This is a genomic window from Alteromonas sp. ABM1_013, assembly GCF_056160505.1.
In genome coordinates this window covers 130,253-145,157 of record NZ_JBSWXH010000001.1, presented here as the reverse complement: position 1 = coordinate 145,157, position 14,905 = coordinate 130,253, and the positions used below count along the sequence as shown (strand labels likewise).

General features: G+C 45.2%; 13 protein-coding genes. 4 read left to right on the top strand and 9 right to left on the bottom strand.

The window, feature by feature from the left end; all coding sequences use genetic code 11:
* Positions 1-2 precede the first annotated feature (2 nt).
* From ACXAGK_RS00655 to tatA, 5 genes are read right to left on the bottom strand one after another with little or no spacing between them, the layout of a single operon-like run.
* Positions 3-779, bottom strand: a complete 777-nt coding sequence (locus ACXAGK_RS00655) for a TatD family hydrolase (RefSeq protein ID WP_474853417.1) — start codon at positions 777-779, stop codon at positions 3-5.
* Positions 780-1,334, bottom strand: coding sequence for a hypothetical protein (locus ACXAGK_RS00650; protein WP_474853416.1), 555 nt, complete (start codon positions 1,332-1,334; stop codon positions 780-782).
* Between the two features lie 25 nt (positions 1,335-1,359).
* Entirely contained in the window at positions 1,360-2,115 is a 756-nt protein-coding gene (gene tatC, locus ACXAGK_RS00645; protein WP_474808999.1) for a twin-arginine translocase subunit TatC, read from the bottom strand.
* Positions 2,116-2,415, bottom strand: coding sequence for a Sec-independent protein translocase protein TatB (gene tatB / locus ACXAGK_RS00640; RefSeq protein ID WP_012517066.1), 300 nt, complete (start codon positions 2,413-2,415; stop codon positions 2,116-2,118).
* A complete protein-coding gene (tatA, locus tag ACXAGK_RS00635; protein ID WP_232091269.1) occupies positions 2,415-2,660 on the bottom strand; it encodes a Sec-independent protein translocase subunit TatA in 246 nt (81 codons plus the stop codon). The genes tatB and tatA overlap by 1 nt, the downstream gene beginning before the upstream one ends.
* 177 nt (positions 2,661-2,837) lie before the next feature.
* Here tatA and ACXAGK_RS00630 point away from each other — a divergent pair, with 177 nt between their 5' ends.
* On the top strand, positions 2,838-3,899 hold the full coding sequence (locus ACXAGK_RS00630; RefSeq protein WP_474853415.1) for a hypothetical protein: 1,062 nt from the start codon (positions 2,838-2,840) through the stop codon (positions 3,897-3,899).
* A 7-nt stretch (positions 3,900-3,906) separates the two neighbouring features.
* On the opposite strand, the gene ACXAGK_RS00625 is transcribed toward ACXAGK_RS00630, so the two are convergent.
* Positions 3,907-5,517 carry a cyanophycinase gene (locus ACXAGK_RS00625; RefSeq protein ID WP_474853413.1) on the bottom strand — a complete coding sequence of 537 codons (1,611 nt, stop codon included), beginning with the start codon at positions 5,515-5,517 and terminating at the stop codon, positions 3,907-3,909.
* A 502-nt stretch (positions 5,518-6,019) separates the two neighbouring features.
* On the opposite strand from ACXAGK_RS00625, the gene ACXAGK_RS00620 reads away from it, so the two are divergent.
* Genes ACXAGK_RS00620 through iadA form a run of 3 tightly spaced genes read left to right on the top strand, consistent with a single transcriptional unit; the run spans position 6,020 to position 11,707 of the window.
* On the top strand, positions 6,020-8,995 hold the full coding sequence (locus ACXAGK_RS00620) for a TonB-dependent receptor domain-containing protein (protein ID WP_474853411.1): 2,976 nt from the start codon (positions 6,020-6,022) through the stop codon (positions 8,993-8,995).
* A gap of 45 nt (positions 8,996-9,040) precedes the next feature.
* Positions 9,041-10,540, top strand: coding sequence for a putative basic amino acid antiporter YfcC (gene yfcC, locus ACXAGK_RS00615; RefSeq protein WP_474853409.1), 1,500 nt, complete (start codon positions 9,041-9,043; stop codon positions 10,538-10,540).
* On the top strand, positions 10,541-11,707 hold the full coding sequence (iadA, locus tag ACXAGK_RS00610) for a beta-aspartyl-peptidase (RefSeq protein WP_474853407.1): 1,167 nt from the start codon (positions 10,541-10,543) through the stop codon (positions 11,705-11,707).
* Between the two features lie 120 nt (positions 11,708-11,827).
* Here iadA and ilvN read toward each other — a convergent pair whose 3' ends face one another.
* The 3 genes from ilvN to ACXAGK_RS00595 all read right to left on the bottom strand — a co-directional run bounded on the left by ilvN (position 11,828) and on the right by ACXAGK_RS00595 (position 14,709).
* Complete coding sequence (ilvN, locus tag ACXAGK_RS00605; RefSeq protein ID WP_014975513.1) at positions 11,828-12,325, bottom strand: acetolactate synthase small subunit; 498 nt, start codon at positions 12,323-12,325, stop codon at positions 11,828-11,830.
* On the bottom strand, positions 12,325-14,043 hold the full coding sequence (locus ACXAGK_RS00600; protein WP_474853405.1) for an acetolactate synthase 3 large subunit: 1,719 nt from the start codon (positions 14,041-14,043) through the stop codon (positions 12,325-12,327). The genes ilvN and ACXAGK_RS00600 overlap by 1 nt, the downstream gene beginning before the upstream one ends.
* A 273-nt stretch (positions 14,044-14,316) precedes the next feature.
* Positions 14,317-14,709, bottom strand: a complete 393-nt coding sequence (locus ACXAGK_RS00595) for a MaoP family protein (RefSeq protein ID WP_474809012.1) — start codon at positions 14,707-14,709, stop codon at positions 14,317-14,319.
* Positions 14,710-14,905 lie beyond the last annotated feature (196 nt).

Genomic DNA, 14,905 nt, shown 5'->3' with positions numbered 1-14,905 from the left:
GTTTAGCTGAGAGAAAATAACTCACAGCTATTAGCATAACTGCTAATACGCAATTTATCAGTGTCAACTTGAAGATATTCACCTAATTGCTGAGCTATATGGGGCAAAAAAGCGGGCTCATTATTACGTTTTCGCGGACGAAGTGTTTTTGGAAATAGATATGGGGCATCAGTTTCAAGAATAAGCTTATTCAGCGGGATATGCTTTACGGCATCACGTAAGTCAGCACCGCGCTTATCGTCACATACCCATCCTGTAATACCAATATAAAGGCCTAACGACAAATACGCTTTTACTTGTTCAGTTGTGCCAGTAAAGCAGTGGGCAATTCCCCCTTTTAAGCTCGGCATATATTGGGTTAACAAGCCAATCTGCTCGTTAAAGGCATCTCTTTCATGTAAGTACACAGGTAAGTTCAATGACGTAGCTAACTTTAACTGCGCTTCAAAAACCGCTAATTGAACGTCCTGAGGTGAAAAGTTACGGTTAAAGTCTAACCCGCACTCACCTACAGCCACACACCCTTTATGTTGAGCGAGCTCACGTAAACGCTCATAGTCGCTTTCAGTGACATCTTTTGCATTATGAGGATGTACACCAATGGTGAAACAGCACTGATCAGGGTACTTTTCGTAAAGCGCTACCGCGGTATCCCACTCGTTGGGATGAGTGGTAATGACACACAGTTTATCAACATCGGCATCTTGTGCACGTTGTATGACTTCTTCGGCGTCAAAACGCTTATCAAGCAGATTGACGCCTGCGTCGAACCAAGACATTTATTTAACGCGTTTTACTTTCATGCGCTTGTTAACACCTTCTACGCTTAAATAGAATGACCCTAACAGACCTCTTTCAATTGATACTTGCTGACCTTCTTCAATCTTCAAGTAAGCGCTATCGCTCTGCTTCCAAACTGAGCCATCGCTAAACGTAATAATCTTTTTACCTCGAAGAGAGTCTTTAAACGATGCGATAGTGAGTGAAATCTCAGAGGCTTCAGCAGATAAATCACGTTTATGTTCTAAACCGAAGTCGTTTTCAGGCTCTGCTGCGGTAGCAGGTTTGCTTACGGCAGGACGTGTATTCGGTTCAGCTTGCAATCTTGGTTTAGCAACCGTCTGCGATTTGTACGCTTGTAATTGGCTTACAGATGCATCTGCGCCATCATATTGATTCAGTGATTTCGCAATATTGTCGTAACAAATTAAACGCTTTAAGCTGTTGTCTGTGTTCCGGCATTTTTCCATAGCATCAGCTACAGTCTCGGCGTGAACGTTAAGCGCTCCAAAAGCACACAATAATGTGGCAATAGATATCAGTCGAGTTTTCATTCTTATTCCTTGCTCTTTTTAACTTTTATGTATTGTCAGTGACTTCTTCTGACTCGTCGTCACTTGGCTTTTTACCTGCGTAGAAACCACCCACAATAACGCCGACTTCGAATAGCAACCACATTGGTATTGCTAACAAAGTCTGAGAGATAATATCTGGTGGCGTCAGTAACATGCCAACTACAAACGCACCTACAACCACATACGGACGTTTAGCTCTTAGCGACTTAGCATCAGTCACGCCAGTCCAACACATCAGAATAATAGCTATGGGTATCTCGAATGAGACCCCAAATGCGAAGAACAGTTTCAATACGAAATTTAAGTAACTCGATATATCTGTACTTACCGTTACTCCTTCAGGCGCCACACTGGTGAAAAATGCGAACGCAATAGGGAATACAACGAAATAGGCAAAGGCCATACCGGCATAAAATAGTAAGGTACTTGATAAAAGCAGAGGCGCAACAAGGCGTTTTTCATTTCGGTATAAGCCCGGCGCAACAAAGCCCCACACTTGATAAAGCACATAGGGGATAGCAATGAAAAACGAGAGCACCAAGGTAAGTTTAAAAGGCGCGAAAAAGGGCGATGCCACATCGGTTGCAATCATACTTGAGTTTTCAGGTAGTGTTGCAAGTAATGGCATTGCTAACAGCTGGTAAAGGTCTTGTGCGAAAGCGGCAAGACACACAAATACGATCAGCACGCTCAAAAGCGCTTTGAGAATACGGCTGCGTAATTCAATTAAATGAGAAATGAGATTGTTAGCGTCAGACATCTATTGCTTTTTATATGGTTCTTGAACCGACTCGGCGGCTTTTTTTAGCTCATCGACACTTTGTTCAAGTTCAGGTGAAAGATCTTTAAGGCCTTGCTGCTCTGCTTTTTTCAAGTTTTCATGCAACTCATGCACACGCAGCTGATGCTCAACTTCTTGCTTAAAGCCCGTTGCTACATTACGCACGCTGCGAATTGTATTTATAGTAGAGCGCATGGCACCTGGCAGTCGTTCGGGCCCTAAAATAAGGAGTGCCAAAACGCCTACTACCAATAGCTCCCAAAAGCCGATATCAAACATCAGGATTTTTCTTTAACGTCGCTCTGTGTTTTTGTCGAAACAGGCTCAGCCGCTGACTTTTCTTCAACTTGCTTCTTTTGCTCAAAGTCGGCGTCTTTGTCTTCTTCGCTCACTGCTTTTTTGAAGCCTTTGATTGCGCCGCCTAAGTCAGTGCCGATACCTTTAAGTCGTTTTGTACCAAATAATAGCACTACGATAACCAGTACGATCAGCAACTGCCAAATACTAATACCACCCATAAAAATAATCTCCATTACATCGTTGTACACAGTATGCCATTGCCCGCCAATGCTTTCACCTGAATATTTACTCGAATGAATAAAGATTGACGTTTTAGCATCGACAATACATTCTCTGTATATCTTAAAAGCGAATAGTAAATACATTCAACTATTCTAATTTTTACAAGGAGTTAGTGAGCAATGCTGTGTCTTACCATTGTCTATTGTCATTTGTTGCTCTCTGCCCCTTCTACGCTGAATAATACTCCACACACGTTGAATCAACCCGTAAACACGACCAGTAGAAGCGCTGCTTACCACGACGCTATTAAACCTACGCATGCCCTTACTACAAATTCTGTCAATTCGGAAAATGACATACTGTCTGCCGCACAGGTGCAAGACGATGAACAGTGGTTTGATATTTGGCAGCGCAGTTTTACTGACACTATGGACTTTACGGTAAAACAGCTCGATGGCTTGTTTATGAGCGACAGCCTTCCAATTACTTCCGGACGCAAAGAAGCAAGAGCGGAAGGCCGTATTCAACTCTCATGGGAGCCAAGAAGCAGTATGCTTACAGATACTGACTTACGCTTTCGTATTCGTGTTCGTTTGCCGGCTTTAAAAGAGCGCGTTGATTTACTATTGAGTGACAATGAAGACGAAACGCAGAACAATACAATACGGGCAGCAAGAGATACCGGAAATAATGACCGAGATAGGACGACTATTGCATTAAGGTTTCGCCCAGAACAAGATTCACATTATTCGTATAGAATTGGCGCAGGACGCCGAGACCAACTCTATGCCATGACGCGATACAAAGACGCCTTCGCCTTTTCCAAGCAGTGGGCCATGCTATACGACGCCGAACTTTACTATTACACCCGTGACCGATTAGGGGCTGAACTTGGGTGGGCAGTTCAATACGAGATGAGCAAAAAACATCTCATTCGTCAAAACAACCGCTTTTATTTTCGAGACAATACAAATGACTGGTTGTGGCGCCACGAAGTACATCATTTGTTTTCAGTAGATCAACATAACGCCGTTATTCCCCACTTAATGGTGGAGGGGCTGAGCCAACCTAACTATCGCGTAGAAGAAATTTACGGCGGGTTTAGATGGCGTAACAATATGTTACGCGATTGGCTTTTCTTTGAAGTAGAGCCCTTCGTGTTGTGGCTACGTGAAGAGGATTTTAAAACCTCTTATGGCTTAGCTTTGCGCGTAGAAGCCTATTATGGGCGAGATACTTAAACACAACCTAATCGTAAATTACAAACGGAACCTTGCTATAAGCACAGTAACGCAGTTTGTGAAAGCGCGAGGCCTCTGAAGGCTGCAACACGTGTATATTCCCACCATTTTGCCAGCGAATCATGCCTTTAGAACGACAAAGGTTGCCCGATTCCTGTCGCCACTTTCCCTGCTCGTTGCGTTTGAAAGAAGCAGGCTTTTCCGATGATTCAATTGTGAGTTTCAGCTCACCCGATGTTATTTGTCCGGAAGTCTTAGCTGGTAAGTAACTCGCCTCACCTGCAATTATGCGTTTGGAGCCATTGCGAGAATGAGTGATATCTTCTTTACCTTTGCTCATATCTACAATAAACACCCCGCCTTCGCCCAATACAGTGAAAGACACATTTTCAAAGGGCGCTTTTGCGTCGACCATCAACGCCGTAGTTTCATCGACACCGAAGCCAAACGATTGGCCGCTTGATGCTGTGGCAGCGATCAGACGGACTTCGCGATCACGTTCTGAAAAGTGAGTATCAAGTAAGCCAAAATTGAAAAGTCCTAAACCGCCAGCAGGGTTAATAGTCATTGCGCCATCTGTTAATTGATTTTCACATTGAGCGCTGTCCTCACAGCGTTGTGATGTGGGAGCGACGCCATACACACCACCGGATAAGACGCCCATCGAATTTCCGCTTGTTAACATGGGAACAGGTCGACGATTGTTGTATCCACCAGCCTGTACTGCTGTTCCTGCACTGGTCCCCCCTACTACTAGCTGATCGTCTCGCCAGAGGTCACGCAGTTCAATAAGAAAGTCGCTGGGGTTTCCTGTCGGAGTACTTAGCGCAGCAAGGGTTTTGCTTTGGTCTCCGCCGTTAAAAAAAAGACCGTCGAGGCTAGACAGTGTATTCATAGCCAACTGGTTATCTTCACACCATGAACGCTGTTTACTTGTACGCTCCGGATATAGCCTCTCTTTATCAAATAGAGAATGCTGCGCTCTGAAAAACGCTAGATTGTTACAGCCTTGACCTCCCAGACTTTTAACATAAACGGCCTGCTGAAAAGCAGGAGTTAATGGAAGCCAAACCACTTCTACGTTAGGTTGCTGGAAAACACCTGTGTAGAAGTCTACCGCTTCAAATGGGTCGCGTGACGATGCCGTTACAATACCGATGAGCGTTCGAGCGCTTGTATCGGCGTTCCCCTTTTTCGCAATTTTAGCCTGTCGTTTAGCATGTGCAGCCTCAATAAACGCGTTATAGATATCAACTGACGCCCCAGCTTTTGTATCTGCCAACGACACTTGCTCTTGTAATCGATTACCTTGCTCGTCTACTTGCTGCGCTTCTAAGGAGTCCAACAAAATAAAGTAGTCAGTATCAGAAAGGGAGCGAATATCGCTGTTCGATAACCCGGCATCATTGAGGGCATCTAGCAGCGCATTTTTTGTATATAACCGCCCACCTTCAGATGAATATACATTCACTAATTTTGAATATAAAAAATCGTTGTTTTGTGAGTGTTTGGTCGCCAAACCCTGATATCTACGCAGTGATTGCTGATTTATTTCGTACAAAATTTCCGCTTTCCCAGACGCAAAGTTTGACGACGAACTGCAGTTTTTCGTTGACATACTCGAACATGTTTTCAATGCCCCTCCCGCCAAAACAAGATTAGGCGCCGAGAAACAAAACACCGAAAATACAGAAAGATAAACACATAAAAGCAATGACACCAGTGTTTTCAAACTACTCTTAAAACAGTAAAAATTTGCGCGCAAAAAAATAACTTTCATTAAAACCAACGGAACATTTAATTGATTGACTTTTATTCACCGTAGTGTTAACTAATTATTAATGTCAACGGTAAAGTTCACGCCGTATAACAGTATTTGATTCAGACGAAGTGCATAATTCGTCACAACACTGGTTTTTATAAATGCTTAAGAAAGCTGCCAACCTAGGCAACTATCGCTATCAAAACTTTTACTTGTCGGAATGGTTCGACGAGTAGCTCCTGCGCCCTTCAATTCATTGAAGCGGTCACGCTGCGCCTTGCAGCAAATTTTTATCTAAACAAGTGTTGAATCGCGCAAAAAGCGGCATTAGACCGTGCGCGTTATGGGGATCACAATAATGAAAAAATCGACGTTACTTCACAAAATAGGTGTGTCTGTTGGCACGCTAAGCTACCTATCGCTTTGTATATCTGGCGCTGTATTTTCCCAATCTGTATCGGCGCAAGCAGTATCAGTTCAGGAAGCAAGCGAGGAAGAAGTTGTAGAGCGCATTCAGGTCACCGGCAGTAATATACGCGGTGCGGATATGGAAGGTGCGCAGCCGCTAACTATTCTCACTTCAGAAGATATTGCACGCACAGGCGCATCTACCATTTCAGAGCTAATGCGCACGGTGACGCAAACCCGTGGCGGCGTTGGTACATTTGACACTACCCAAAGTGGGGCGACGTCTACCTCTACACCACCCGGTCAAGCGGCAGCGTCCCTTCGAGGCATTGGGCCCTCTTCAACATTAACGCTTGTGAACGGACGCAGAATTGCAGCAAGTTCATTTGCTTCTGGTACTGAGAATTTTGTTGATATCAATAGTATTCCCGCCTCTGCGGTAGAGCGTGTAGAAGTGCTAGCAACGGGTGCATCGGCGATTTATGGTGCAGACGCCGTTGCTGGTGTTATTAACTATATTCTTAAAAACGATTATGAAGGGCTAGAGCTTCAAACTAATTACGAGAATACTACCAACGGCAATGATCATGGTGCCTTCAATGTTCAAATGCTGTGGGGTAAAAATTTTGATAACGGCAGTAATTTAACGGCGTTCTTCGACTACTTCGACAGAAAAGCGATCCGCGCTACCGATTTTTCGCAAACCCGCGATCCTATTTTGGAAAGTAGTTACTCATATCTTTCTAAAGGGCAGCCCAACATTTACTTTGATAGCACACTAGACCGCTATGAAATGCCTGCACCTAACTGTCCTGATGAGCTTACAATAACGGAGCTAGATGAGGAAATTTGTGCATATTATGCCAATGAAGATGACTATTTCGAAACGCCGCTAGAAACCTTGTCAGGAGGCTTCACCTATACCTATCAAGGTAACGACATTACGTGGCGGACAGATCTTCTTGCCTCGCATACCAAATCAACGTCGTTCTCTACACCATCACCGATTAATCAGGTAAACGATGAAGAAGGAGCATGGATAGAACTCGATGCTCTTAACGTACTTGAGGACGACGCGCGTAACGCAATTATTGACAACTTGTTCATAGGCTCCTTTGATACTGTTGCAGGTCGTGAACTTGACGGTCTTCAATACGATGCTAGATTTGTATCCCCACGTACCGTCGAAATAGAAACTGACGCCATTCGCCTAGTTTCGTCTTTACAGGGGTACTTTGGTGAGTGGGAATGGGAGGCTGGCGCCCTTTACTCTCGTAGTGAGTCTGAACAGATTGCAACACAAGGTATCTACAACCGCTATCTATATACAGCCGCCGTTCACGGAGAGCTCTGTGATACCGTTGAGACTGCGCAGTATGACAGCACAAACGATATTTTAAGCTGTGGCAGCGGCGCGCTGTTACCTGCCTATAACCCTTTCCTAGTAGGCGATACGCAAAATGACGCTATCTTGGGCCTAACACAAGCACGCCCCACTCGTGATGGAACCAGCGAAATATTCGGCCTAGATGCCAAAATTAACGGTGAAATAGCGCAGTGGAATGGCAATGCTGTGTTGCTAGCTGCTGGGGTTGAACTCAGACGGGAAGAAATCACTGACTTGCCGTCTTTAGACTCACAAGCGAGAGCGGAAAATAGCTTTCTTGTCGATGTTTTTGGATTCGGTTCAAGTGCCTCAGCGGCAGACAGAAATCAGATGGGCGTCTTTACTGAACTCTTTGTTCCTATTACCGATCAGTTTGATATTAGTCTTGCGGGTCGTTTTGACGACTACAATGATTTTGGCAGCACGTTTAATCCAAAAGTGGGCTTCACCTACCGCCCTATTGATGACTTAGTACTGCGCGGCTCGTGGTCTACAGCGTTCCGTGCGCCTTCTTTGACTCAAGCAGGCGTGCAGCTGCGAACGACTCGCGCGTCTTTCGACTGTTCAGCGAACGACGCCGTTGCAGATTTGTATTGCGAGGGGCAAGGTAGCGTTCGCGGCAATAACGTACTTGAACTTGGTAACCCAGCGCTGCGCGCTGAAGAGTCTGAAACGTACTCATTTGGCTTTGCCTATAGCCCAACTGACAACACCACGATTACGGTTGATTACTGGACCTTCGATCACGAAGACATTGTCGATACCAACATGACGGGGGTTCTAGACCGTGCCATTACCGATGCTTCACTTCGCCATTGCGGTGTATTGGATGAGGGAGAGGTTGGCATTTCTTACTTGGAAGACCTATGTTTAGTTACCGATAGCGCAGGGAATACCATTGAAGATGATGGCGCTAACTTAACTGAAATCCTAGATGCTTGGGTTGAATTTGACGACCCCCGCTTTGCTGAGTTACCGCTATTTAGAGATCATATTTTATTGCTTGATAATACGGGCACTCAAGAACTCGAAGGTATCGACTGGGACATAGACCATGACTTTCAGTTAGATAGCGGCACGTTGGAGCTAGGGTTTTCTGGCACTCACTACCTGACCTACGACCGCAATAGACCAGGTTCTGATGAAATTGAATCACTAGCGGGCACTTTCCTTTATCCTGAAACTGTTGCTACAGCTGAACTTTTCTATGTTCAAGAGGATTGGTACGTAGGTGCTTACGTTTTCTATACTGGCAGCTATGACGACGATATTATTCGTTTACGCAGCAGAGAAATTGATGAGTTAATCGAGTTGGGCGCCATTGAAGATGAAGATGGTACCCGCGATGTAAGCAGCTGGACTACCGTAACACTCAGCGCGGGCTATTACTTTGAGAATGCTGACTTGCGCCTTACTGTCGACAACGTATTTGACCGAGATGCCCCTACGGCTTATGGCTCTGGTAGAGGTTTTGATGCCTTTAACCATGACCCATTTGGCACGCGCTACACGCTTGCGTTTAGTTACTATTTTCACTAAGTGATAACAGAGGGCGTTAAGCCCTCTTCATTTTCGGAGGTAAGGTTGCAACATTCACCTTCAACATCGCGAATGCCTGATGCATTCGTAATCTTATTTTTTGTAATACTGCTTGCAGGGCTAGTGGCTTGGCTTGTGCCAGCAGGCACCTTTGACACTAAAAGTATCACTACATCAGACGGTAACGTGAAAACCGTACTTGATGCCGATAGCTTCAGATATGTAGAAGAAAGCCATGGTTTTGTGTTATTCGATGGCACTGGCAACACAACAGGCATAGCCAACTATGCGTTTGACGGTATGGTTTCCGGCGACAAATGGGGCGCCGCAGTTGGTGTTATCGCTTTTATTCTAATTGTTGGTGGCGCCTTTGGCATTGTGATGCAAACAGGTGCAATCAACAACGGTATTATGGCGTTGATCAAGCGCTACCAGCACGCCGATAATCTCTTGCTCCCTGCTTTATTTTTGCTGTTCTCATTAGGTGGGGCGGTATTTGGAATGGGTGAGGAAGCCATTGCATTTTGTATTGTGCTAGTGCCGCTAATGACAGCCATGGGCTATAACGGCATCATGGCAGTGCTTGTCACTTATGTGGCTACGCAAATCGGCTTCGCTACAAGCTGGATGAACCCTTTCTCTGTTGCTATAGCACAAGGCATTGCTGATGTGCCGTTAATGTCGGGCCAATATTTTCGCCTGGCCATATGGGCTATGTTTACCGTTTTTGGCTTAATCTTCACTTTGCGTTATGCAAAGCAGCTAAAAAATAGTAACCAAGCATTTAACGGTGCAGCTTCAGTAAGCAAACAGGCGTCTTCTTTAGAGTTCACGTCATCTACCGCATCAACAAATGAGTTCACTGAGCCGCATTTTTCCGTTACCGACAAACTTATTCTGATCGCCTTTTTTGCTTGTATTTACTGGGTAATGTGGGGAGTAATTGTTCATGCTTACTATATTCCTCAAATTGCCTCACAGTTTTTTTGTATGGGAATTCTGATTGGTGCCATTGCATGGGTTGGTGGCCGTATGCGCATGAACGATATCAGTGCGGCGTTTGTTAGCGGTGCACAATCGCTGCTGCCTGCCGCCCTCATTGTAGGTATGGCCAAAGGCATTGTATTAGTGCTTGGCGGTGACGAGGTGACTTCACCTTCTGTGCTAAACACCTTGCTGCATCACACTGGTAATACATTAGCGCAAACCGGTTCTGTAATGAGCGCTTGGCTCATGCTGTTGTTTCAAAGCATCTTCAATTTTTTTATTGCCTCTGGATCAGGACAGGCTGCGATCACTATGCCTCTAATGGCGCCGCTATCAGATCTTGTGGGCGTGACTCGCCAAGTTGCGGTACTAGCCTTTCAGTTAGGCGATGGCCTAACTAACTTAATTATTCCAACTTCTGCTTCGCTGATAGGCTGTTTAGGTGTGGCTGGCGTAAGTTGGACAACATGGGTAAAATTCATCGCAAAATTTTGCGCCGGCCTCTTCACACTTGCGTCGCTTACTGTTATCACCGCCGTTCTAATAGGTTTCTCTTAAATGCTAACGCTTATCAAAAATATAGAGTGCTACTCACCTTCACCACAAGGCACAGTAGACATTTTAATCGCCAACAATACTGTTGCACATATTGCCCCTAACATTTCGATGCATTCGCCTTCTTTAAACATTATCGACGGCAGTAATTTGATTGCGCTGCCTGGCCTTGTTGACAGTCTGGTGCATATTTCTGGTGGCGGTGGCGAGGGTGGTTTTCACACACGTACGCCGCAAATGTCGCTGACTGATGCTAGTTTACATGGCGTAACAACTGTTATTGGTGCATTAGGTACCGATGCAACTACGCGAACACTTCCTGATTTAGTGGCTAAGACAAAAGGCCTAAACATTGAGGGGATCAGTGCGTATTGTTACACCGGCTCCTACCACCTTCCGGCTCGCACCATTACAGGCAACGTTACTGATGACGTTGTGCTAATCGACTGTATGATTGGGGTCGGAGAAGTCGCAATTGCCGATCATAGAGCTGCCGAACCGACTGTCCAGGCTCTTGCAGAGGTTGCAGCACAAGCACGAACTGGCGGCATGATTTCTGGCAAAGCAGGTATTGTTTACATTCATACTGGCGACGGAGAGCGCCAACTTTCTGTATTGCACGACGTAGTTGATAACACGGATATTCCGGCAAGCCAGTTCTATCCAACTCACATCAATAGAAACCAAAGTTTATTAGATGCAGGAATCGCTTGGACACAGAAAGGCGGTGTTATTGATATGACCACCAGCACCAACGAGCAATTTATTGAAGAGGGCGAAATACCCGCTGCAGAGGCCGTTGCCTACTGCTTAAATCAGGGTGTACCTGCAAGTTGTTTAAGCATGAGTTCAGACGGCAACGCTAGCCTTCCCGTTTTTGATGATAATGGCCTGCTTGTAGGCTTAGAAGTGGGAAAAGTAAGCAGTTTATTTGACGCATTTAAAGCTCTGGTTTTACAACACAACGTATCGCTAGAAAACGCTATTGCCGTTGTCAGTAGTACGCCAGCCAAAAGGCTCAAGTTGCATCACAAAGGAAAAATAGAGGTTGGCTGTGATGCTGACATAGTGCTATGCGATAAGGCAACGCTGGACATTGTGCATGTTATCGCTAAAGGCAGGCAGCTGGTTAAGCAAGGCGAAGCGTTGGTCAAAGGCACGTTTGAATAGCTAAACCTACACGACAAACTTTGCATCGCACTACGTTGCTCCTTAACAAGAAAAAGGGCGCAAGGGCCCTTTTTCGTTTATTAACTATGAAGTATTGAGTCGATGTTTACGCAACTCAATTTAAGGACGAAGCGCCCTATCACCTCGAGCAAGCCCACACACGCCGGTGCGCGATGATTCGATAATTTCAGCACACTGCCCCATAGTCGTGGCAAATGCATCTAGCTTATCTGTAGTGCCCGTAATTTCGATGGTGTAATTGTTTACGTTCACATCCACAATACGCGCACGGAAGATATCAGAGTTCCGCTTCACTTCAGCACGTACCGACTCTGTGCGAGTCGCAACTTTAATCAGCATAAGCTCGCGCTCAATGTGGGTACCTTCAGTAAGGTCTACCACTTTTAGCACATCAATAAGCTTGTTCACTTGCTTAGTAATTTGCTCGATAACCTTATCATCGCCGTGCGTGATAATCGTTAGACGTGAAAGGCTCGCGTCGTCGGTTGGTGCCACACACAGTGAGTCAACGTTGTAACCACGTTGTGAGAATACACCAACGATACGAGATAGTGCGCCGGGGGCGTTTTCCATTAATACAGAGATAATACGTTTCATCAGGTTCGCTCCGTCTTGCTTAAGCGCATGTCATCCATTGCGCCAAACTTAATTTGCATTGGATATACGTGTTCGTTTTGGTCTACTGCTATGTCCATAAACACTAAGCGATCTGTGTAGCTGAAACATTTCTCCATTGCTGCATCTAGCTCTTCGAGCTTGTCTACTTTAATGCCCACATGTCCGTAAGCTTCTGCTAACTTCACAAAGTCAGGCATTGAATCCATATACGAGTGTGAGTGTCGCCCTTTATAAATCATATCCTGCCATTGACGAACCATACCTAACGCACGGTTATTCAATGAAATAATCTTAATAGGCAGGTTGTACTGCAAGCAGGTAGATAGCTCTTGAATATTCATTTGAATACTGCCATCACCGGTTACTACCACAGACGTTGAGCCTGGGTGGGCAAACTGTACGCCCATCGCCGCAGGCAAACCAAAGCCCATAGTGCCAAGACCACCTGAGTTGATCCACTGACGCGGTTTGTCATAAGGGTAATAAAGCGCAGCAAACATTTGGTGCTGACCTACGTCAGAACTTACATAGGCTTTACCGTCGGTGTGTTTGTACAGTGCTTCGATAACGCGCTGTGGCTTAATAACTTCTTCGCCTTGCGTGTAGTTTAAACACTCACGAGCACGCCATGTTTCTATCTGCTGCCACCAATCGGCTAGCTTTTCGCTTTGCCCAGATAAATCTTTCTTATTTACCTGACTTAAAATTTGATCAAGTACTTTATCTACCGAACCTACCACAGGAATATGCGCATTGACGGTCTTAGAAATTGATGCTGGGTCGATATCAACATGGATAATGTCTGCATGAGGGCAGAATTTATCAACGTTATTGGTAACACGGTCATCAAAACGTGCTCCTAGCGCAATGATGCAGTCGGCGTTATGCATGGTCTTGTTCGCTTCAAGCGTACCGTGCATACCTAGCATGCCGATAAATTGCTTGTGTGTACCCGGCATAGCACCAAGGCCCATTAGCGTACAAGTTACCGGAGCATTTAGCTTCTCAGCTAATTCAATAACTTTTTCTGATGCGTCGCACGCTACTGCACCACCACCTACATAGAGTACCGGACGTTCTGCTTTAAGTAGCGACTCAACCGCTTTCTTAACCTGCTTGGGGTGGCCCTTTTCGGTAGGGTTATAAGAGCGCATGGTAACGTCAGTTGGATACACATAAGGGTGCTCTTCCGCTACGTTAACAATATCTTTTGGCAAATCTACAACCACCGGACCAGGACGGCCAGTGTTAGCGATATAATAGGCTTTAGCAATCGCTTCTGGAATATCAACCGCGCGCTTTACCAAGAAGCTGTGCTTAACGATAGGACGCGAGCACCCTACCATGTCAGTTTCTTGGAATGCGTCTTCACCAATGTGCTTGGAAGGCACCTGTCCCGATAAAATTACCATCGGGATAGAGTCCATGTACGCAGTAGCAATACCTGTAATAGTATTCGTAGCGCCTGGACCTGATGTGACGAGCACTGTGCCGGTTTTGCCAGTTGAACGTGCATAACCATCCGCCATATGGGCGGCTGCCTGTTCATGACGTACGAGGACGTGTTTGACATCATCTTGCGCAAATAACGCATCATAAATGTCTAATACGGCACCACCTGGGTAACCGAACACGTGTGTCACTCCTACATCTTTTAGCGCTTCAACCACCATGGCTGCGCCCGACATCATTTTCACAGTGCTTTTCTCCTGTAATGGGTTGGGGGGTTTGTCAGCGTACGTTGACGATGCCCCGACTATAACTAAGGTAATAGGAAGATAAAACACCAAATTGCGTAAAAGTGAGATATATATCCCAATATTCGCAATAAATAGGATGGACATTTCGACTGAAGGTTTATTTTGACAGAAAATAGGATATTTTTTTACACAAAATTAACAGTGTGAACAATAAAGTTTAAGAATGAGAACGATGCGCCTTTATCCACTAACGTGCATAAAGGCATAAGCTTAATCGTCTAGATCAATATCAATGTCACTGTTATCGCTTATATCTTCATCATCGTCAACTTCTTCTGCAGCCGGGCGCTTAGAGCCATAAATGCTTGCAGTTTTCGGTCTATTAATTCGCGCTTGGTATTTTAACCACGCTTTTTCCTGTGGTGTAGCGGGTTCACGGTGCCCAAGTGCCGACTCCAAATAAGCTTGCTCTTCGTCGTTTTCTGGTGTGATCTTTCCGTCAACTAAAGCGGCAAACAAACTTCCATGAGTTTGTAGAAGTTTGCTTTCATTAATTGAAAAATCACCAGAGCGTGCGAAGCCGTAGGGATAGTTCTTCTTATCTGCGAAGGGTTTTCTTGTGACTTGTTCTTTTGTGATTACAGACATCTTAACCTCTTTCATTGCGGCCCCTCGTGTTGCTTAAAAGGAGGGCTGCCACTTAAAAGTTGAATGAAATAGACTTCCGATATAGCGCCTTAATCGCTTACCAGTCTATTCTTAGATGTGTTTTTGAATGCTGTCAATTAGAAATAGGCATGTCGTAAAAACTTAATATTGCAACTGTGACTAGGCATAAAAAAAGGCCGCAAAAGCGACC

Excerpts from the sequence above, each read along its gene's own strand:
- ACXAGK_RS00650 (WP_474853416.1), bottom strand. The coding sequence starts at position 1,334 with ATGAAAACTCGACTGATATCTATTGCCACATTATTGTGTGCTTTTGGA.
- ACXAGK_RS00655 (WP_474853417.1), bottom strand. The coding sequence starts at position 779 with ATGTCTTGGTTCGACGCAGGCGTCAATCTGCTTGATAAGCGTTTTGAC.
- ACXAGK_RS00630 (WP_474853415.1), top strand. The coding sequence starts at position 2,838 with ATGCTGTGTCTTACCATTGTCTATTGTCATTTGTTGCTCTCTGCCCCT.
- ACXAGK_RS00595 (WP_474809012.1), bottom strand. The coding sequence starts at position 14,709 with ATGAAAGAGGTTAAGATGTCTGTAATCACAAAAGAACAAGTCACAAGA.
- iadA (WP_474853407.1), top strand. The coding sequence starts at position 10,541 with ATGCTAACGCTTATCAAAAATATAGAGTGCTACTCACCTTCACCACAA.
- tatB (WP_012517066.1), bottom strand. The coding sequence starts at position 2,415 with ATGTTTGATATCGGCTTTTGGGAGCTATTGGTAGTAGGCGTTTTGGCA.
- ilvN (WP_014975513.1), bottom strand. The coding sequence starts at position 12,325 with ATGAAACGTATTATCTCTGTATTAATGGAAAACGCCCCCGGCGCACTA.
- tatC (WP_474808999.1), bottom strand. The coding sequence starts at position 2,115 with ATGTCTGACGCTAACAATCTCATTTCTCATTTAATTGAATTACGCAGC.
- ACXAGK_RS00625 (WP_474853413.1), bottom strand. The coding sequence starts at position 5,517 with ATGTCAACGAAAAACTGCAGTTCGTCGTCAAACTTTGCGTCTGGGAAA.
- ACXAGK_RS00620 (WP_474853411.1), top strand. The coding sequence starts at position 6,020 with ATGAAAAAATCGACGTTACTTCACAAAATAGGTGTGTCTGTTGGCACG.